12 protein-coding genes and 1 pseudogene are annotated in these 20,460 nt (G+C 62.0%); 11 read left to right on the top strand and 2 right to left on the bottom strand.

Annotated features, from left to right (window positions below; genetic code table 11):
• The first annotated feature begins 143 nt into the window (after window positions 1–143).
• From H097_RS16745 to H097_RS16710, 8 genes are all read left to right on the top strand, one after another.
• On the top strand, window positions 144–1,592 hold the full coding sequence (locus H097_RS16745) for a serralysin family metalloprotease (RefSeq protein ID WP_032861147.1): 1,449 nt from the start codon (window positions 144–146) through the stop codon (window positions 1,590–1,592).
• Window positions 1,593–1,664: 72 nt separating this feature from the next.
• A complete protein-coding gene (locus H097_RS16740) occupies window positions 1,665–2,033 on the top strand; it encodes an AprI/Inh family metalloprotease inhibitor (protein ID WP_032861439.1) in 369 nt (122 codons plus the stop codon).
• Between the two features lie 175 nt (window positions 2,034–2,208).
• Entirely contained in the window at window positions 2,209–3,960 is a 1,752-nt protein-coding gene (locus H097_RS16735; protein ID WP_032861145.1) for a type I secretion system permease/ATPase, read from the top strand.
• The gene (locus tag H097_RS16730) at window positions 3,957–5,279 is read left to right on the top strand and encodes an HlyD family type I secretion periplasmic adaptor subunit (RefSeq protein WP_032861144.1); all 1,323 of its coding nucleotides are present in this window, start codon (window positions 3,957–3,959) and stop codon (window positions 5,277–5,279) included. The genes H097_RS16735 and H097_RS16730 overlap by 4 nt, the downstream gene beginning before the upstream one ends.
• Before the next feature lie 2 nt (window positions 5,280–5,281).
• Entirely contained in the window at window positions 5,282–6,619 is a 1,338-nt protein-coding gene (locus H097_RS16725) for a TolC family outer membrane protein (protein WP_032861142.1), read from the top strand.
• 101 nt (window positions 6,620–6,720) lie between these two features.
• On the top strand, window positions 6,721–9,645 hold the full coding sequence (locus tag H097_RS16720; protein ID WP_050593387.1) for an autotransporter serine protease: 2,925 nt from the start codon (window positions 6,721–6,723) through the stop codon (window positions 9,643–9,645).
• A 52-nt stretch (window positions 9,646–9,697) separates the two neighbouring features.
• Window positions 9,698–12,808: an autotransporter serine protease gene (locus H097_RS16715; RefSeq protein WP_032861139.1), complete on the top strand. Its 3,111-nt coding sequence runs from the start codon at window positions 9,698–9,700 to the stop codon at window positions 12,806–12,808.
• 164 nt (window positions 12,809–12,972) lie between these two features.
• Window positions 12,973–14,820, top strand: a complete 1,848-nt coding sequence (locus H097_RS16710) for a polyurethanase (protein WP_032861137.1) — start codon at window positions 12,973–12,975, stop codon at window positions 14,818–14,820.
• 125 nt (window positions 14,821–14,945) lie between these two features.
• Here the strand turns inward: H097_RS16710 and H097_RS16705 are convergent, their stop codons facing one another.
• Entirely contained in the window at window positions 14,946–15,170 is a 225-nt protein-coding gene (locus H097_RS16705; protein ID WP_032861135.1) for a YgdI/YgdR family lipoprotein, read from the bottom strand.
• Between the two features lie 189 nt (window positions 15,171–15,359).
• Here H097_RS16705 and H097_RS16700 point away from each other — a divergent pair, with 189 nt between their 5' ends.
• From H097_RS16700 to H097_RS16690, 3 genes are all read left to right on the top strand, one after another.
• The gene (locus tag H097_RS16700) at window positions 15,360–17,009 is read left to right on the top strand and encodes a VRR-NUC domain-containing protein (protein ID WP_032861134.1); all 1,650 of its coding nucleotides are present in this window, start codon (window positions 15,360–15,362) and stop codon (window positions 17,007–17,009) included.
• A complete protein-coding gene (locus H097_RS16695; protein WP_032861132.1) occupies window positions 17,006–19,258 on the top strand; it encodes an ATP-dependent DNA helicase in 2,253 nt (750 codons plus the stop codon). Before H097_RS16700 ends, H097_RS16695 begins: the two co-directional genes overlap by 4 nt.
• Before the next feature lie 79 nt (window positions 19,259–19,337).
• Entirely contained in the window at window positions 19,338–20,273 is a 936-nt protein-coding gene (locus tag H097_RS16690; protein WP_032861131.1) for an alpha/beta hydrolase, read from the top strand.
• Here H097_RS16690 and H097_RS27850 read toward each other — a convergent pair.
• Window positions 20,270–20,359: pseudogene (locus H097_RS27850) on the bottom strand (nuclear transport factor 2 family protein); the annotation flags it as partial. The gene H097_RS16690 and the pseudogene H097_RS27850 sit on opposite strands and share 4 nt — an antisense overlap.
• Window positions 20,360–20,460 lie beyond the last annotated feature (101 nt).

Genomic DNA, 20,460 nt, shown 5'->3' with positions numbered 1-20,460 from the left:
TGGCAAAAAAAGTGCTGGACGTCTGATTTAAAATTGTGTCAGTTTTCTTTCGCCTTCATAAGAGGCGAGTGATAGGACGCTCTCGCCGGAGAGCGTCGCTATCGGACAAAAACTGTTCCACTTGCAAACAAGGAAGTACGTTTATGTCGAAAGTAAAAGACAAAGCTATTGTCTCGGCAGCTCAAGCAAGTAGTGCCTATTCACAGATCGATAGCTTTAGCCATTTGTATGACCGTGGCGGCAATCTCACGGTCAATGGCAAACCTTCGTTCTCTGTCGACCAGGCAGCGGACCATTTGCTGCGCGAAAACGCGGCCTACCGGGACGTTGACGGCAACGGCAGGATCGATCTTACCTACACCTTCCTGACTTCGGCCTCCTCGGCGACCATGAACAAGCATGGTATCTCCGGGTTCAGCCAGTTCAGCAACCTGCAAAAAGGCCAGGCCGTACTGGCCATGCAATCCTGGGCCGATGTGGCCAATGTCACCTTCACCGAGAAAGCCTCGGGCGGCGACTTCCACATGACCTTCGGCAACTACAGTGCGGGCCAGGATGGCGCCGCGGCTTTTGCCTATCTGCCGGGCACCAATGAGAAGTACAACACAAGTGGCACGGATGGCACTTCCTGGTACCTGATCAACCGAGGCTACACCGATAACATCAACCCTGGCCTGAACAACTACGGACGCCAGACCCTGACTCACGAAATCGGCCACACCCTGGGCCTGGATCACCCTGGCGACTACAACGCCGGGACCGGCAACCCGTCTTACAAAGACGCGGACTACGGCCAGGACACCCGTGGCTACAGCGTCATGAGCTACTGGAGTGAGTTCAACACCAACCAGAACTTCACCAAGGGCGGGGTAGAGGCCTATGCCTCCGGCCCGCTGATCGACGATATTGCGGCAATCCAGAAGCTCTATGGTGCCAACTACAACACCCGTGCCGGTGATACCACCTACGGGTTCAACTCCAACACCGGGCGCGACCACCTCAGCGCCACGTCCAATGCCGACAAGCTGGTGTTCTCGGTGTGGGACGGCGGTGGCAATGACACCCTGGACTTCTCCGGCTTTACCCAGAACCAGAAAATCAACCTCAACGAGACCTCGTTCTCTGACGTGGGCGGCCTGGTGGGTAACGTGTCGATCGCCCAGGGTGTGACCGTGGAAAACGCCTTCGGTGGCTCGGGCAACGACCTGCTGATCGGTAATGCGGCGGCCAACACCCTCAAGGGTGGTGCCGGCAATGACCTGATCTACGGTGGCGGCGGTGCTGACAAACTGTGGGGCGGTGCGGGTTCGGACACCTTTGTGTTCGGTGCCAGTTCCGATTCCAAGCCAGGTGCAGCGGATCAGATCCTCGACTTCACCTCGGGTTCGGACAAGATCGACCTGACCGGTATCACCCAGGGGAGCGGCCTGAATTTCGTCAACGCCTTCACAGGCAGCGCCGGTGATGCCGTGCTGACCTACGCCTCGGGTACCAACCTGGGCACGTTGGCGGTGGACTTCTCTGGGCACGGCGTGGCGGACTTCCTCGTCACCACCGTAGGCCAGGCGGCCTACAGCGACATCGTGGCTTGATCAAGGCTTAACGAAGGGCGGCGCCCTGGCGCTGCTCTTTGCTTGCAACAACCCCGTGAACGGGTAATGGTGATGACTATTTTTCGCAACGCAATCGCCTGGTTGATCCCGGCATTGCTGGTGTCGGCAGGAGCCCACGCAATGGCAAGCAGTCTTGTTTTACCCAGCACCACGCAACTGGCCGGCCATTGGCAGCTGCGACAGCAGGAGCAGGTCTGCGAGCTGGATCTGATTGCCCAGCCCAACGGCCTCAAAGGGGATGTGCAGTGTGCGCAACAGTGGCTGGGAGAAAAACCCCAGACATGGCTGCCCACGCCAGATGGAATACTGCTGATAAATGCCGAGGGGACGGGGATTGCCCATTTGAGCCGGCAGAAAGACGGTGAATATACGGTGACTTCCAAGTCCGGACTCGCCTTGATATTGCAGCGCACACAATAATTGAACAAATGGTTATATCGTTATAACCACTGACCGTAGAGTCATTTATTGAAAGTGATAGTCGTCTATCTGTCACTTTTGATGAACTAAGCATAATTGAAGTAGTTGCCTGCCCCATTATGGCGCGCCGGGCAAACTGCTGTGTGTATTTCAGCCCCGGGGAAGATCAAGCAACATGGCGAAGACCACTCCTGCCGCACCCTTGTTTAAGGCCCTTGGCGCTTATAAAAGTATCCTGATCAGCGTCGGCTGTTTTACGGCGTTGATTAACCTGCTGATGCTGGTGCCGTCCATTTATATGTTGCAAGTCTATGACCGGGTGCTGTCATCACAGAACGAAACCACCCTGGTCATGCTGACCCTGATGGTGGTGGGCTTCTTTGCCTTTATCGGCACCCTGGAAGTGGTGCGCAGCTTTATCGTGATCCGCATCGGCAGCCAGTTGGAGCGACGGTTCAACCTGCAGGTGTACAAGGCTGCTTTCGAGCGCAACCTGCAACGTGGCGAAGGCCACGCCGGGCAATCCCTGGGGGATTTGACCCATATTCGCCAGTTCCTCACGGGGCCTGCGCTGTTTGCCTTCTTTGATGCGCCGTGGTTCCCCATCTACTTGCTGGTGATCTTCCTGTTCAACGTGTGGCTCGGGGTGTTGGCCACGGCGGGTGCAGTGTTGTTGATCGCTTTGGCTTGCCTCAATGAATACCTGACCAAAAAACCGTTGCGCGAAGCCAGCGGTTATTCCCAGCAGTCCACCCAATTGGCCACCAGTCACTTGCACAATGCCGAGACCATCCAGGCCATGGGCATGCTTGGGGCGTTGCGCAGCCGTTGGTTCCAGGTGCATTCACGGTTCCTCGGCTTGCAGAACCAGGCCAGCGACACCGGTTCGGTGATCAGTTCCCTGAGCAAATCCCTGCGCCTGCTCCTGCAATCTTTGGTGCTGGGGCTCGGTGCCTTGTTGGTGATCAAGGGCCAGATGACCGCCGGGATGATGATCGCCGGGACCATTCTGATGGGCCGAGTGCTCAGCCCGATCGACCAGTTGATCGCGGTGTGGAAGCAATGGAGCTCGGCCAAGCTGGCCTACCAGCGCCTGGATGAGCTGTTGCAGGAGTTTCCGCCCGGGGCGCAGGCCATGGCATTGCCGGCGCCCAAGGGGCAGGTGAGTTTCGAGCAGGTCAGCGCCGGGCCTCCGGGGCGGCGGGTGGCGACCTTGCATCAGGTCAGTTTCAACCTGGCGGCCGGCGAAGTACTGGGTGTGCTGGGGGCCTCCGGCTCCGGCAAGTCGACCCTGGCGCGGGTGCTGGTGGGCGTGTGGCCGACCCTGGCCGGCACGGTGCGCCTGGATGGCGCCGACATTCATCGCTGGGACCGCGACGACCTCGGTCCGCACGTCGGTTACTTGCCCCAGGACATCGAACTGTTCAGCGGCAGCATCGCCGATAACATCGCGCGCTTTCGCCAGGCTGACCCCGAGCAGGTGGTGCAGGCTGCCCAGCAAGCCGGTGTGCATGACTTGATCCTGCGCTTGCCCCAGGGCTACGACACGGTCTTGGGCGACGACGGCAGCGGCCTGTCCGGCGGGCAGAAACAACGGGTGGCCCTGGCCCGCGCGCTGTATGGCGGGCCGCGCCTGATCGTGCTCGACGAACCCAATTCCAACCTCGATACCGTGGGCGAGGCCGCTTTGGCCAGCGCCATCATGCAGATGAAAGCCCAGGGCAGCAGCGTGATCCTGGTGACCCACCGCTCTTCGGCGCTGGCCCAGGCCGACAAACTGCTGGTGCTCAACGAGGGCCGCCTGCAAGCGTTCGGCCCGAGCCAGGAGGTGCTGCGAGCGCTGTCCGGGCAACCGGAACAACCCCGTGAAAAGGCCGGCGTCAGCCTCAACCGTCAATACCCTGCGGCAAGGAATCCAGGCCAATGAGCACCGATAACAGCCTGCCAAACGAACAGACCTTTCCCGAGCGCGATGCGCGTTTTTTCTCCCGCCTGGGCTGGCTGATGACGGTGGTCGGTGCCGGCGGGTTCTTCCTCTGGGCCAGCCTGGCGCCCCTGGACCAGGGCATTCCTGTGCAGGGTACGGTGGTGGTGTCCGGCAAACGCAAGGCCGTGCAAACCCTGAGCCCTGGCGTGGTCAGCCGGATCCTGGTGCGCGAAGGCGAGGTGGTCAAGCAAGGCCAGCCGTTGTTTCGCCTCGACCAGACCCAAAGCCAGGCCGACGTGCATTCCTTGCAAGCCCAGTACCGCATGGCCTGGGCCAGTGTTGCCCGCTGGCAGAGCGAGCGCGACAGCTTACCTTCGGTGATGTTTCCCGCCGAACTGAGCGCTAGCCCCGATCCTGCGCTGGCCTTGGTGCTGGAGGGCCAGCGCCAGTTGTTCAGCAGCCGGCGTGAGGCCTTTGCCCGCGAACAGGCCGGGATCCGCGCCAGTATCGAAGGCGCCAGCGCCCAGCTCAATGGTATGCGCCGTGCGCGCACGGACTTGAACGCCCAGGCGCAATCGCTGCGTGATCAACTGAGCAACCTGCAACCGTTGGCCGACAATGGCTACATCCCGCGCAACCGCTTGCTGGAGTACCAGCGCCAACTGTCCCAGGTGCAGCAGGACCTGGCGCAGAACACCGGTGAAAGCGGGCGTATCGAGCAAGGCATTCTCGAATCACGCCTCAAGTTGCAACAGCACAGCGAGGAGTATCAAAAGGAAGTCCGCAGCCAGTTGGCCGACGCGCAACTGCGCAGCCTGACCCTGGAGCAACAACTGACATCGGCCGGTTTCGACCTGCAACACAGTGAAATCAACGCCCCAGCCGATGGCATTGCCGTCAACCTCGGCGTACACACCGAAGGTGCCGTGGTGCGGGCCGGGGAAACCCTGCTGGAAATCGTGCCCCAGGGCACGCGCCTGGAAGTGGAGGGGCGCCTGCCGGTGAACCTGGTGGACAAGGTCGGCACTCATCTGCCGGTGGACATTCTGTTCACCGCTTTCAACCAGAGCCGTACGCCACGGGTGCCGGGGGAAGTGAGCCTGATCTCTGCCGACCAGATGCTCGACGAAAAGACCGGGGCGCCGTATTACGTGCTGCGCACCACGGTCAGCGACGACGCCCTGGAAAAACTCCACGGCCTGGTGATCAAGCCCGGCATGCCCGCCGAGATGTTTGTGCGTACCGGCGAGCGCTCGTTGCTCAACTATCTGTTCAAGCCGCTGCTCGATCGTGCCGGCTCGGCGCTGACCGAGGAATGAGCATGAAACCAGTGTTCATCGCCTTGCTGCTCGCGTGCAGCAGCGCCCAGGCCGCCATGGGACCGTTTGATGTGTATGAGCAGGCCCTGCGTAATGATCCGGTATTCCTTGGCGCGATCAAGGAGCGTGACGCCGGCCTGGAAAACCGCACCATTGGCCGCGCCGGCCTGTTGCCCCGGCTGTCCTACAACTACAACAAGGGCCGCAACAACTCCCAGGCCAACCTGCCCGATGGCCGTGGTGGTCACTATCACGACGACCGCAACTACAACAGCTTCGGCTCGACCTTCACCCTGCAACAGCCGCTGTTCGACTACGAAGCCTATGCCAACTACCGCAAGGGCGTGGCCCAGGCGCTGTTTGCCGACGAGAGTTTCCGCGACAAGAGCCAGGCGCTGTTGGTGCGGGTACTGACCTATTACACCCAGGCCCTGTTCGCCCAGGACCAGATCGAGATTGCCCGGGCCAAGAAGAAGGCGTTCGAGCAGCAGTTCCAGCAGAACCAGCACCTGTTCCAGCAAGGCGAGGGCACGCGCACCGACATTCTGGAGGCGGAGTCGCGTTATGAGCTGGCCACCGCCGAAGAGATCCAGGCCCTGGATGAGCAGGATGCGTCGCTGCGTGAATTGGGGGCATTGCTCGGTGTGCACAGCGTCGATATCGCCGACCTGGCACCGTTGAATCAGGACTTTGCCGCCTTCACCCTGACACCGGCCAACTATGACAGTTGGCATGAGCTGGCAATCACCAACAACCCGACACTGGCCTCTCAGCGCCAGGCCGTGGAAGTGGCGCGTTATGAAGTGGAGCGCAACCGTGCCGGGCACCTGCCACGGGTGACTGCCTACGCCAGCTCGCGCCAGCAAGAGTCCGACAGCAGTAACACCTACAACCAGCGCTACGACACCAACACCATCGGCATTGAAGTCAGCGTGCCGCTGTATGCCGGTGGCGGTGTCTCGGCGTCCACTCGCCAGGCCGCCCGCTCGATGGAACAGGCCGAGTACGAATTGGAGGGCAAGACCCGCGAAACGCTGATCGAACTGCGCCGCCAGTTCAGCGCTTGTCTGTCTGGTGTGAGCAAGCTGCGCGCCTATCAAAAGGCCCTGGCCTCCGCCGAAGCGCTGGTGGTGTCGACCAAGCAAAGCATCCTTGGCGGCGAGCGCGTCAACCTCGATGCCCTCAACGCCGAACAGCAGCTGTACAGCACCCGTCGCGACCTGGCCCAGGCCCGTTACGACTACCTGATGGCCTGGACCAAATTGCATTACTACGCGGGCAGCCTGCGCGACACCGACCTGGCCAAGGTCGACGAAGCCTTCGGCCCAGCCCAACGCTGACCCTGTAGGGGCCGGTAAGCCGGTGCCTACAGGGGCGTAACAAACACAATAAAAAGAGGAAGGTCACCGTGAACGTAAAGCAACGAGGCTATCACTGCGTGATGCTGTGTGGGCTGGCCTCCCTGGGGACCGCCCAGGCCGCCCCCTATGTGGAAACCGGTAAGTTGGGCGACCCCGCCAGTTGGCGTTCGGCCGAGTTCCAGCGGGACTGGGGCCTGGGGCGTATGCAGGCCGAGCAAGCCTATGCCGCGGGAATCAGCGGTGCCGGGGTCAAGATCGGTGCGCTGGACTCGGGCTTCGATGCCAGCCATCCGGAGGCCTCCCCGGAGCGCTTTCGCCCAGTGACCGCCAGCGGTACTTATGTAGATGGCAACCCGTTCTCCACCACTGGCGCACTGAACCCCAACAACGACTCCCACGGCACCCACGTCACCGGCACCATGGGCGCGGCCCGTGACGGCAACGGCATGCATGGCGTTGCCTACAACGCGCAGATCTATGTGGGCAATACCAACGCCAACGACAGCTTCCTGTTTGGCCCAACACCCGACCCCAAATATTTCAAGGCGGTGTACAGCGCCATGGTCGACTCTGGAGTGCGGGCGATCAACAACAGTTGGGGCAGCCAACCCAAGGATGTCAGCTATCAGACCCTGGCCGGCCTGCACGCCGCCTACGCGCAACACTTCAACCAGGGCACGTGGCTGGATGCCGCCGCCGATGTGGCCCGGGCCGGGGTGATCAATGTGTTCAGCGCCGGTAACAGCGGCTATGCCAACGCCAGCGTGCGTTCGGCCTTGCCGTACTTTGAACCGGAGTTGGAAGGCCACTGGCTGGCGGTGTCGGGGTTGGACCAGGCGAACAACCAGAAATACAACCAGTGTGGCATTGCCAAGTACTGGTGCATTTCCACCCCCGGCGCAAAAATCGACAGCACCATTCCCGGCGGTGGTTACGCCGTGAAGTCCGGCACCTCGATGTCGGCGCCCCATGCCACGGGCGCCTTGGCGCTGGTGATGGAACGCTACCCGTACCTGAACAATGAGCAGGCCCTGCAAGTGCTGCTGACCACCGCCACGCAACTGGATGGTTCCGTGACCGAGGCGCCAACCACCAAGGTCGGCTGGGGCGTGCCAGACCTGGATCGGGCGATGCACGGGCCAGGGCAGTTGCTTGGGACGATGGACGTCAATCTGGCGGCCGGGCAGGGCGATGTATGGAGCAATGGCATCTCGGACAAGGCACTGCTGCAGCGTCAGGCCGAAGACAGCGCCGAGCACCTGGCATGGCAGCAGACCTTGAATGACAAGGGCTGGGAAAATGGCTTGGGTGCCAATGCCAGCCAGCAGGAGCAGACCGACTATGCCGTGGGCATGGCCCGCGATGCGGCGGCCTCCCAGCGCATCTATCAAGGCAGCCTGATCAAGTCCGGCGCCGGGAGCCTGGTGCTCAGTGGCGACAGCACTTACCGCGGCCCGACCACAGTCAATGCCGGCGTGTTGAAGGTCGATGGTTCTCTGGTATCGCAGGTCACGGTCAACAAGGGTGGCACCCTCGGCGGTGCCGGGCGCGTCGGTGCGCTGCTCGCCAACAGCGGCGCTACGGTGGCGCCGGGCAACTCCATCGGTACCTTGAACGTGGCCGGGGATGTGCGTTTCGAGGCAGGCTCCACCTATGCCGTGGAGCTGTCGGACAGCAGCAGTGACCGGATCGTCGCGGGCGGCCAGGCCACCCTCAATGGCGGCATAGTGACCCTGGCCCTGGAAAACAGCCCGACCCTGCTCAGCCAGCCCCAGGCGCAAAGCCTGATTGGCCGCCAGTACACCATCTTGCAGGCGGCGGGCGGGGTTACCGGCAGTTTTGGTGAGGTCTTGCCCAACTACCTGTTCCTGGGGGGCAACCTCGATTACGCGGCCAACGGTGTGCAACTGGCGATTGCCCGTAATGACGCGAGCTTTGCCAGCGTCGCAGCGACCCGCAACCAGCGCGCCGTGGCCACCGCTGCCGAGCAGTTGGGGGCCGGCAACCCGGTGTATGAAAGCGTGCTGAGTGCCGACTCTACGGTGGTTGCCCGCCAGGCCTTCCAGCAGTTGTCCGGTGAGATCTACCCGGCGGTTGGCGCGATGTTGATCAATGACAGCCGCCATGTGCGCGATGCGGTCGGTGAGCGCCTGCGCCATGTGCCGGCCACGGGCGAAAGCAACCTCTGGATCAAGGCCCTCGGTGCCTGGGGCAAGGCCGACAGCCGTAGCGAATATGCCGGTTACACCCGTTCGATCGGCGGGATGCTGCTCGGGGTTGATGGCCAGTTGGACGAACAGACCCGCGTGGGCGTGATGGCCGGTTACAGCAACAGCTCGCTGAACATGGGCGATGGCACGCACTCGTCGGCCGATGTCGACAGCTATCACCTGGGTACTTATGCCGGGCGCGAGCTGGGTAACTGGCGCCTCAGTGCAGGCGGCGCCTACAGCTGGCATCGCGGTGATGTGCAGCGCGACCTGCAATACGGCGACGTCAGCGGCAAACAAAAGGCCAAGTTGGATGCGCGCAGCCTCCAGGTATTCACCGAAGCGGCCTACCGCTTGAACCTGCAAGCGCTGGCCCTGGAGCCGTTTGCCAACCTGGCCTATGTGCACCTGGACAGCGAACGTTTCCATGAAAAAGGTGATAGCGCAGCCCTGCAGCGCGGCAGTGATCGTCGTGACGCAACCCTCGGCACCCTGGGCCTGCGCGCCCTCAAAACCCTGGCGCTCAATGACCAGCAGCAACTGGAGCTTTCCGCTTCCCTGGGCTGGCAGCACAGCCTGTCGCCGGTGGAATCCGAGGAGCACCTGGCCTTTGTTGCCGGCGGTCCATCGTTCGCCGTGCGCAGTACACCGTTGCAACGCGATGCCGCGCTGGTGGGGTTGAAGGCCAGCCTGGCGTTGAACGCGGCGACGCGGGTCAACCTCGACTACAGCGGCCAATTGGCTTCCAGGGAGAAGAACCAAGGCGTGGGCTTGAGCCTCGATTGGCAGTTCTGAATCGGCTCCAACAAAAAGAACAACAAACGCAACAAAACTAAGGAAGGTCACCGTGAACGTAAAACAACGAGGGTTTCACTCCGCCATCCCAACAGGCCCGGGCTACCCGCTCAAGGCCCTGAGCTGCGTGCCATACGGCGCGTTGCTGTGTTGCCTGGCCAGCCTGGGTACCGCCCAGGCCGCACCCTACGTGGAAACCGGCAAACTGGGGGATGCCGCCAGTTGGCGCAGCAGTGAATTCAAGGCTGATTGGGGCCTGGGCGCGGTCAACGCCGATGTGGCCTATGCCGCCGGCTATAGCGGCAAGGGCGTGAAGCTGGGGATTTTCGACCAGCCGGTGTATGCCCAGCACCCGGAGTTTTCCAGCCCTGGCAAGGTGCAGGTGCTGGTCACCGAAGGCATCCGCCAATACACCGACCCGTATATCCCGGTGAAGGCCGGTGATGCGTTCCGCTACGACGGCACGCCGTCCCTGGGCTCCAACGGCAAACTGGGTGACCACGGCACCCATGTCGGCGGTATTGCTGCCGGCGACCGTAACGGTGGGCCGATGCATGGCGTGGCGTACAACGCGCAGATCCTCAGCGCCGAGAACGGCGACCCGGGGCCCGAAGACGGGATCATCCTGGGCAACGACGGTGCGGTGTACCAGGCCGGCTGGGACAGCCTGGTGGCCCATGGCGCGCGCATCATCAACAACAGCTGGGGCATCGGCATCGGTGACCAGTTTGCCAAGGGCGGCAAGGATCCGGCGTTCCCGCATTTCAGCCTCAGCGATGCGCAGGCCCAGTTCGACCAGATCAAGCCGTTGCTGGGCACGGCACCCGGTGGCGCCTATACGGGGGCGATCAATGCAGCGCGCAGCGGGGTGCTGACGATCTTTGCCGCCGGTAACGACTACAACCTGAACAACCCGGATGCGATTTCCGGCCTGGCCTATTTTGTACCCGAGATCGCGCCTAATTGGCTGTCAGTGGCGGCGTTGCAGCGCAACCCGGACACCAGCAGCGCCAACCCTTATGTGATCAGCACCTTCTCATCGCGCTGCGGTTATGCCGCCAGCTTCTGTGTGTCGGCACCGGGCACCGCGATTTACAGCTCGGTGATGGTAGGCACTACGGTCGATAACATGACCTTGGGCTGGAACAATAAAAACGGCACCTCGATGGCCGCCCCCCACGTGGCTGGCGCCGCCGCCGTGTTGATGGAGCGGTTCCCGTATATGAGCGGCGAGCAGATTTCCACGCTGCTCAAGACCACGGCCACCGACCTTGGCGCAGCAGGCATCGACTCGTTGTACGGCTGGGGCATGATCAACCTGGGCAAGGCGGTCAGCGGGCCGGGGATGTTCATCACTGCCGAGGACATTCCGGCTGAGTTTCGCATCGACGGCGGCTATGGCAGCGGCCAGTTTGTCGCAGACTTGCCGGGGGTTGGGGCGGTGGTCGACGCAGGCAAACCCACCGAGCGTGTGTGCAACGATGTGCACTGCGGGCGGGATGTGTGGAGCAACGACATTTCCGGTCACGGCGGCCTGACCAAGCAGGGTATCGGTACGCTGGTCCTGACCGGCAACAACACCTACAGCGGGCCGACCCTGGTCAATCAAGGGCTGTTGGCGGTCAATGGTTCGCTTACATCGCAGGTTACGGTCAGCAACAGCGGGGTGCTGGGCGGTTCCGGCAGCATCGGCGCGCTGACGGCGAAAAGCGGCGGCACCGTGGCCCCGGGCAATTCCATCGGCACCTTGAACGTGGCTGGCGACGTCAACTTCGATGCCGGCTCCACCTATGCGGTAGAGCTGTCGAACACCAGCAGTGACCGCATCGTCGCCGGCGGCAAGGCGACCCTCAACGGCGGCACCGTGACCCTGGCCCTGGAGAACAGCCCGACACTGCTCAGCCAGCCTGAAGCCCAAAGCCTGATCGGCCGCCAGTACAACATCTTGCAGGCGGCCGGGGGAATTACCGGCAGCTTCGCGCAGGTATTGCCCAACTACCTGTTTGTCGGCGGCAACCTGAACTATGGCGCCAATGGCGTGCAACTGGATGTCGCGCGCACGGCCAACAGCTTCGCCAGCGTGGCAGTGACCGATAACCAACGTGCCGTGGCGGCCGCTGCCGAGCAACTGGGCACTGGTAACGGTGTCTATGAAAGCCTGCTGCTGGCGCCGAGTGCGTCGTCGGCGCAAGGTGCGTTCCAACAGCTGTCGGGGGAAATCTACCCGGCCCTGGAAACCGCGCTGGTCAATGACAACCGCTACCTGCGTGAAGCGGTGGGCGAGCGCCTGCAGCAGGGGGAAATGGGCACCTCGCCACAGACCATCGACACGCGTGGCAACGTCTGGGTCAAGGCCCTCGGCGCCTGGGGTAAAACCGACAGCAGCAGCGACACGGCGGGCTACACCACCTCTATCGGCGGCCTGCTGGCCGGTGTGGACGGGGCACTGGATGAAGACACGCGCCTGGGACTGGTTGCCGGCTACAGCGACACGTCGCTGAACATGGGTGATGGCACCCACTCGCGGGCATCAGTGGACAGCTACCACTTTGGCGCCTATGCCGGTCACGAAATCGGTGCCTGGCGTCTGAGCGGTGGGGCGACCTACAGCTGGCATCGCGCCGATGTGAAGCGTGAATTGCAATACGGCGAGGTTGCCGGCAAGCAAAAAGCCAAGGTCGATGCTCGCAGTACCCAGGTCTTCACCGAAGCGGCTTACCGTTTGAACCTGCAACCGCTGGCACTGGAGCCGTTCGCCAACCTGGCCTATGTACACCTGGACAGCGATGGGTTCAGCGAGAAAGGCGATGCCGCAGCGCTCAAGGGCGGCGACGACACGCGCGACCTGGTCCTCAGCACCCTCGGTGTACGGGCCTTGAAGACCTTCAACCTCACCGACCATCAGGCGCTGGACGTTTCCGGCACCCTGGGCTGGCAGCACAACCTCAGCTCCACCGACTCCGAACGTCACCTGGCGTTTGCTTCGGGCGGCACCTCGTTTGCCGTAGAAAGTTCGCCAATGGTGCGCGATGCCGCCTTGGTGGGCGCGCGCGCCAGCCTGGCGCTGAGCAAGGAGGCGCGGCTGAACTTTGACTACAACGGCCTGCTGGCCAGCAAGGAGAAAATCCACGGCGTGGGCTTGAGCCTCGACTGGGCCTTTTAAACGCTGAAGATCGAAACTGTAGGAGCGAGCTTGCTCGCGAAGGACGTCAACGATAACGCGTATTGGCTAGGTAAACCGCTATCGCGGGCAAGCCCGCTCCCACACTGACCGCATTCCAACTGTTTTGGCTTTCTCGACAATTCCAACAAAAGAGAGGCAATACCATGGGTGTCTATGACTACAAAAACCTCACGACCGAGGATTCCAAAGCACTGTTCGCCGATGCCATGGCGATCACGTTGTATTCCTACCACAACCTGGATAACGGCTTTGCCGCGGGGTACCAGCAATACGGCTTCGGCCTGGGGTTGCCGGCCACCCTGGTGCAGGCATTGATAGGCAGCGGCAACTCCCAAGGCGTGATCCCGGGTATCCCGTGGAACCCCGACTCGGAAAAGGCTGCCCTGGATGCGGTGCAAAAGGCTGGCTGGACACCCATCAGCGCGAGCACCCTCGACTATGGCGGCAAGGTCGATGCCCGGGGCACGTTCTTTGGCGAGAAAGCCGGCTACACCAGCGCCCAGGTCGAGGTGCTGGGCAAATACGATGACGCCGGCAAACTGCTGGAAATCGGCATCGCCTTTCGTGGGACTTCAGGGCCCAGGGAGAACCTGATCCTTGATTCAATCGGCGATGTGATCAATGACTTGCTGGCCGCTTTCGGCCCTGCGGACTATGCGAAAAACTACGCGGGCCAAGCGTTTGGCGATTTGCTGGGCAAGGTCGCCGCGTATGCCAGCGCCCAAGGCCTGAGTGGCCAGGATGTACTGGTCAGTGGCCATAGCCTGGGTGGCCTGGCGGTCAACAGCATGGCGGACTTGAGCAACAATAGCTGGGCGGGTTTCTACCAGGACGCCAACTACGTGGCCTATGCCTCGCCGACCCAGAGCAGTGGCGACAAGGTGCTGAACATCGGCTATGAGAACGACCCGGTGTATCGGGCGCTCGACGGTTCGTCGTTCAACCTGTCGTCCCTTGGGGTGCACGACCAACCGCACGCATCCAGCGCCGATAACATCGTCAGCTTCAACGACCACTACGCCTCGACGCTGTGGAACATCCTGCCGTTCTCCATCCTCAACCTGCCGACCTGGATCTCCCATTTACCCACCGGTTATGGCGATGGCATGGGCCGCATCCTTGAATCGCAGTTCTATGACCTGACCACGCGGGACTCGACCATCATTGTCGCCAACCTGTCCGACCCGGCCCGGGCCAATACCTGGGTGCAGGATCTCAATCGCAATGCCGAGCCCCACAAGGGCAGCACGTTCATCATCGGCAGCGATAACGATGACCTGATCCAGGGTGGCCGGGGCAATGACTATCTGGAAGGCCGTGCAGGCAACGACACCTTCCGCGATGGCGGTGGCTACAACATCCTGCTGGGCGGCAAAGGGTTCAATACCCTGGACTTGCAGCAGTCGCTGAAAAACGTCGAAGTGGCCAACGATGGCGCAGGCACTTTGTATATCCGCGACGGACAAGGCGGCATCAGCATGACCCGCGATATGGGCGCGGTGGTAAGCAAGGAAAGCTACCTGTGGATTCTCAGCAAGGACGTGACCCACAGCGTCACCGACCAAGGTCTGCTGGCGGGCCGGGACCTGACGGCCTACGCCGCATCGCTCAAGGGTGATGCCGGTGCCAATCTGCTCAAGGCGGGCGATGGCGGGAAATGGCTGTTTGGCCTGGACGGCAATGACCACCTGATCGGCGGCAAGGGCAATGATGTGCTGGTGGGCGGTGCGGGCAATGACCTGCTGGAAGCGGGGGGAGGGCGCAATACCTTTCTGTTTGACGGGGACTTTGGTCAGGACCGGATCGTGGGCTACCAGTCGAGCGACAAATTGGTGTTCATGGGTGTCGAGGGCGTGAATGGGCAGTACAACTACCTCGATCATGCCAAGGCGGTGGGTAGCGACACGCTGCTGACGTTCGGGGATAACTCGGTGACGTTGGTGGGCGTAGGGCTTGGCAGTCTGTCGGCGGATGGGATCGTCATCACCTGAGGCAAGGCACTGCCCCTGTGGGAGCCGGCTTGCCGGCGATGGTCGTTAACGAAAACGCCGGGCACCTGGATCACTGCAGTGCCTGGGCGTTTTTCGCTGGCAAGCCAGCTCCTACAGGGAATCTCTTATTTTTCTTCGCGTACGGTGGCTACATCAGCGGCCTTGACGCGTACACGCTTGCCCGCGATATCGGTAAATTCGTAGAAACCATCCGGTGTCTTGGCATTCGGCGTGTCCTTGGTCAGGTACTGGGTACCGTTTTGCAAGGTCACGACGGTTTGCGTCGAGCAGCCGGCCAATACCAGAAAAGTCATTGCAACCAGCGCCAGGCCACAGTTTTTCATGTTCATAACCCTTACCTTCATCCTTCGAAAACCCCGTGCTCAACGGCGGCGGGTAACAAATGTTACGCGGATACACCCCCCATCTGATCGTTTTTATACAAAAAGTTGCGTGCGCCACTGATCTATTACCGATTGCAACACTCGCCATGCAACGGCACTCTGTATGCATAACCAGTGGTTGCCCAAGTGCCTGTCATGTCCAATCCCCTCGAAGAGCCGTTCTACTACCTGCATAACTTTCAGCAAGTGCTCGACTGGCTGGAGCAGCGCTATGCCGATCTGCTGGACGCCGAAGAACAGCTCTTCATGACGCAGTTTGCCCAGTTGCCGCAGACTTCCCAGGCGTTGCTGGTGCGGATGGTGATGCGCAAGGGCGTGCACTTTCGCGCCAGCAAGCTCAACTATGGGGAAATTGGCGTGGCCGATGCGGCGGTGCAGCCGCTGTTGGCGCAAGGCTGGGTCAGTGAGCAGGGGCTGTTATCGATTGACGAGCTGTGGGGCCAGTTACAGAAAGCAGAGATCCTGCAGGCGTTCAAGCCCTGGATCGAGCAACCCAAAGGCAAGAAAACCGACTGGTTGGCGCCGTTATCCAGCCAATTCACAGAGCAACGCACCTTCGACCAATGGTGCCCGGCGCTGGACGACCGGCTTTACAGCCTCACGGTGATGGACCTGTGTGACCGCCTGCGCCTGATGTTCTTCGGCAATCTGTACCAGGACTGGTCGGAGTTTGTACTGGCGGACCTGGGGATCTACACCTACGAGAAGGTCGAGTTCTGCGCCGAGTCCCGTGGGTTGCGCCATCGTGACGATGTGTCTGGCCTGCTGTTCCTGCACCAGTGCCAGCAAGCCTTCGAGGCAGGCGCACCACTGGAAGAGGTACTGGCCCAGATTGCCACACTGAACACCGATAACCCTTGGCTGGAAAAACGCCGGGCCAAGCTGTTGTTCCAGGTCGGCCAGCATTGCGAACGCCTCGCCGAACTGGCCCTGGCGCAAACGATCTACCGCGATTGTGCCTATCCCGGCGCTCGCGCACGGCTGATCCGGGTGCTGGAGCGCCAGGAGGATTTTGCCCAGGCGCTGGCCCTGGCACTGCAGGCACACGCCGCCCCCCACAGCGCGGCCGAGCAGCAGCACCTGTTACGTGTGCTGCCGCGGTTGCGGCGTAAACTGGGCGAGCCGGCGCAGCCCAGGCCCAAACCCCAGGTGATCCAGCGCCTGGACCTGGAACTGCCATTCCCGGAACCGGTGGCTGGCGTGGAGTTTTGCGTGCAGGCGCACTTGGGGGATGAGGAGGGGCCGGTGCACTACGTCGAGAACACCCTGATCAACTCGCTGTTCGGCCTATTGTGCTGGCCGGCGATCTTTGCGCCGTTGCCCGGCTCGTTCTTTCACCCGTTCCAGCGCGGGCCGGTGGATTTACACAGTGAGGACTTCCACCAGCGGCGTGCCGAGCTGTTTGCCGCCTGCCTGGACCAACTGCACGACCAGCGCTACAAAACCACGATCCGCCAGCGCTACGCCGAAAAGTGGGGGATCCAGTCGCCCTTTGTATTCTGGAATGTGTTGAGCGAAGAACTGCTCGACCAGGCCCTCGATTGCCTGCCCGCCGACCACCTGCGGCACTGGTTCGAGCGCCTGTTGCTGGATATCCGCGCCAATCGCGCCGGGATGCCGGACCTGATCCAGTTCTGGCCGGCGCAGAAAACCTACCGCATGATCGAAGTCAAAGGCCCGGGCGACCGCCTGCAAGACAACCAACTGCGCTGGCTGGAGTTCTGTGGCGAGCACCAGATGCCAGTCACTGTGTGTTATGTGCGCTGGGCGGAGCAGGGCGCTTGAGCTACACGGTCGCCGTACGGGCCTTGTGCGAGTTCACCGCCAAGGTCGGGGACCTCGATCTGCGGTTCACGCCGTCGCCCAGTGCCCAGGAAGGCATGCTCGGCCATCGCACCGTGGCGTCACGCCGTAGCGCGCACTATCAGAGCGAAGTCGCGCTGGAAGGGCTCTACCAGCAACTGACCGTGCGTGGTCGTGCCGACGGCTTTGACCCGGATCGCCATGTGCTGGAAGAGGTCAAGACCTACCGTGGCGACCTGGATGCCCAGCCGGCCAACCACCGGCAACTGCACTGGGCCCAGGCCAAGGTGTACGGCTGGCTGATGTGCAGCAAGCTGGGGTTGCCCGAGATAGAACTGGCGCTGGTGTACTTCGATATCGTCAGTGAGCGTGAAACAGTGATCAGCCAGGTTTACCCGGTGGATGAGCTGGAACAATTCTTCAATCAGCAATGCGTGTTGTTTCTCGACTGGGCCGAGCAGCAGGCCCGCCAGCGCCAGGCCCGCGATGCTGCGGCCAAGGCGTTGGCCTTTCCCCACGCAGGCTTTCGCCTCGGCCAGCGCACCCTCGCTGAGTCGGTGTACAAGGCGGTCAGTACCGGGCGATGCCTGATGGCGCAGGCGCCCACGGGGATCGGCAAGACCATTGGCACGGTATTCCCGATGCTCAAGGCCCTGGCGCCGCAGCAGTTGGACAAGCTGTTCTTCCTGACGGCCAAGACCCCCGGCCGCAAACTGGCCCTGGACGCGGTGCAGGTACTGCACGCAAGCGCCGACCTGCCATTGCGTGTGCTGGAACTGGTGGCTCGGGACAAGGCCTGCGAACACCTGGACAAAGCCTGCCACGGCGACTCCTGCCCGCTGGCCAAAGGCTTTTACGATCGTTTGCCGGCCGCGCGCGAAGCGACGGCCAAGGTCCGCCTGCTGGACCAGCGCAACCTGCGGGAAGTGGCATTGGCCCACGATGTCTGCCCTTATTACCTGAGCCAGGAAATGGCGCGCTGGTGCGACATGGTGGTTGCCGACTACAACTATTACTTCGATTTTGGCGCGCTGCTGTTTGGCCTGGCCCAGCTCAATCAATGGCGGGTCGCGGTGCTGGTGGACGAAGCCCATAACCTGGTGGAACGGGGCCGCGCAATGTACAGCGCCGATCTTGATCAGTTCGCCCTGAAGACCCTGCGCGATACGGCCCCCGAACCGTTGAAAAAGCCCTTGCAGCGGCTCAACCGTGAATGGAATGCGCTGCACAAGGAGCAGGTCGCGGTGTATCAGGCCTATACCCACAAACCGGACAAGCTGCTGCACGCCCTGGCCCTGTGTACCAGCGCCATGGGTGAGTATTTCAACGACCACCCGCACGCGCTCAATGGCGAACTGCAAAGTTTCTACTTCGACGCATTGCAGTTCGCCAAGGTGGCGGAGCTGTTCAACGAACAGTTTATTTTTGATATCAGCCAGCGCGACCCGCTGGCCAAGCGCCGCTTCTCGCGCTTGAGCCTGCGCAATGTGGTGCCGGCCGAATTCATCCGCCCGCGCTTGACGGCGGCCCGCAGCAGCGTGCTGTTTTCTGCGACCCTGAGCCCCCGGCATTACTATGCCGACCTGCTGGGGCTACCGGCAGATACGGCGTGGGTTGACGTGGAATCACCCTTCGAGGCCGCGCAGTTGCAGGTGCGCATCATCGACCGCATCTCCACGCGCTTCGTGCATCGCCAGGCATCCCTGGAGCCTATTGTCGCGTTGATCGCTCAGCAGTTTGAGCGTACCCCCGGCAACTACCTGGCATTTTTCAGCAGCTTCGATTACCAGCAGCAAGTCGCGCAATTGCTGGCCCAACTTCACCCCTCGATCCCCACCTGGCATCAATCACGGGGGATGGCCGAGGCCGAGCGCCAGGCCTTCCTCGACCAGTTCACCCAACACAGCCAGGGCGTCGGGTTTGCGGTGCTGGGCGGGGCGTTCGGCGAGGGTATCGACCTACCCGGTACACGCTTGATTGGCGCCTTTATCGCTACCCTGGGCCTGGCGCAACTCAATCCGGTCAACGAGCAGATGAAGCAGCGCATGGGTGCGATGTTCGGTGCCGGTTATGACTACACCTACCTGTATCCCGGGATCCAGAAGGTGGTGCAGGCGGCCGGACGCGTGATTCGTACCCAGCAGGATCAGGGGGTGGTGATGCTGATCGATGACCGCTTTGCCGAGCCCAAGGTGCGGCCGCTGCTGCCGCGCTGGTGGTCGGTGACCTGAGGTATTTGCCCCATCAATGATGCTGGTACGAGCCGCGCCGGTGGGGCAGTCTGCAGCAATCCCCTCATGGAGCTGCGTGATGAGTGCTATCGAACAACAGACGATCCAGGTCAACGGCATTCAATTGAGCCTGTACATCGCAGGCCCCGAAAGCGGCCCACCGGTGTGGTTGCTCCATGGCTTTCCCGAGTGCTGGCACTCCTGGCGCCAGCAGATACCCGTGCTGGCCGCTGCCGGGTATCGCGTGTTTGTGCCTGAAATGCGTGGCTATGGGCGCAGCAGCGCGCCTGCCGAGATTGCCGACTATGACCTGTTGACCCTGTGTGCGGACATCCAGGGGGCCATGGACCTGTTCGGTCATCAGCGGGTGGCGATGGTCGGCCATGACTGGGGCGCGGTGGTTGCCTGGCACCTGGCCTTGCTGGAACCTGCGCGTATCAGCGCCTTGGTCACCTTGTCGGTGCCGTTCGCCGGTCGCTCCCGCAGGCCGGTGATCGAGATCATGCGTGAGCTGTATGCCGAGCGGTTCAACTACATCCTGTACTTCCAGCAGCCCGGCGTGGCGGAGCAGGAGTTGGAAGCGGATATCGAGCGCACCTTGCGCCTGTTCATGCAGGATCAGGATGTATTCCTGCAACAAAAGCCGGCCACGGCCAGTTTGCTGGGTGGCGTCGCGCTGCCGGGTGCCTTGCCGGCCTGGTGCAGCCAGCACGACCTGGAGATCTATGTGCAAACCTTCGCCAATGGCTTTCGCGGGCCGTTGAACTGGTACCGCAACTTCGAGCGCAACTGGCAGCGCACTGAGTTCCTGGCGGGCCGGCAGGTGCTGCAACCGACGCTGTTCCTGATCGGCGACCGTGATCCGGTGGGGGTGTTTGAGGCTCACACCCTCAAGCGCATGCCCGAGCTGGTGCCGCAGTTGGAACAGCATGTCCTGGCCAACTGCGGGCACTGGATCCAGGTGGAGCAGAGCGCGCAGGTCAACACGCTGCTGCTGGCATTCCTGCAGCGTTAGCCTTTGGCCTTGGCCAGGAACGGTGCCAGGCGCCGGCCCATTTCCTCACCAAGGGCCTGGAGCCCGCTCAAGGGACGGACCATCAACGCGGGAAGCCTGAAGAAACGCGGCGACCTTGCGTTCTTCGCGAGCAAGCTCGCTCCTACAAAAATGCGCTGAATACACATCCCTTCTGTAGGAGCTGGCT

Origin of the sequence: Pseudomonas sp. FH4, from assembly GCF_000510915.2 — a bacterium.
Classification (GTDB): Bacteria; Pseudomonadota; Gammaproteobacteria; order Pseudomonadales; family Pseudomonadaceae; genus Aquipseudomonas; species Aquipseudomonas brenneri.
Note: the sequence above shows the minus strand (reverse complement) of the source record. Positions and strands in the feature narration are given on the sequence as shown.

What these genes read in the sequence shown, in the direction of transcription:
- H097_RS16745 (WP_032861147.1), top strand. Translation starts at nt 144, where the DNA reads ATGTCGAAAGTAAAAGACAAAGCTATTGTCTCGGCAGCTCAAGCAAGT.
- H097_RS16740 (WP_032861439.1), top strand. Translation starts at nt 1,665, where the DNA reads ATGACTATTTTTCGCAACGCAATCGCCTGGTTGATCCCGGCATTGCTG.
- H097_RS16735 (WP_032861145.1), top strand. Translation starts at nt 2,209, where the DNA reads ATGGCGAAGACCACTCCTGCCGCACCCTTGTTTAAGGCCCTTGGCGCT.
- H097_RS16730 (WP_032861144.1), top strand. Translation starts at nt 3,957, where the DNA reads ATGAGCACCGATAACAGCCTGCCAAACGAACAGACCTTTCCCGAGCGC.
- H097_RS16725 (WP_032861142.1), top strand. Translation starts at nt 5,282, where the DNA reads ATGAAACCAGTGTTCATCGCCTTGCTGCTCGCGTGCAGCAGCGCCCAG.
- H097_RS16720 (WP_050593387.1), top strand. Translation starts at nt 6,721, where the DNA reads ATGCTGTGTGGGCTGGCCTCCCTGGGGACCGCCCAGGCCGCCCCCTAT.
- H097_RS16710 (WP_032861137.1), top strand. Translation starts at nt 12,973, where the DNA reads ATGGGTGTCTATGACTACAAAAACCTCACGACCGAGGATTCCAAAGCA.
- H097_RS16705 (WP_032861135.1), bottom strand. Translation starts at nt 15,170, where the DNA reads ATGAACATGAAAAACTGTGGCCTGGCGCTGGTTGCAATGACTTTTCTG.
- H097_RS16700 (WP_032861134.1), top strand. Translation starts at nt 15,360, where the DNA reads ATGTCCAATCCCCTCGAAGAGCCGTTCTACTACCTGCATAACTTTCAG.
- H097_RS16690 (WP_032861131.1), top strand. Translation starts at nt 19,338, where the DNA reads ATGAGTGCTATCGAACAACAGACGATCCAGGTCAACGGCATTCAATTG.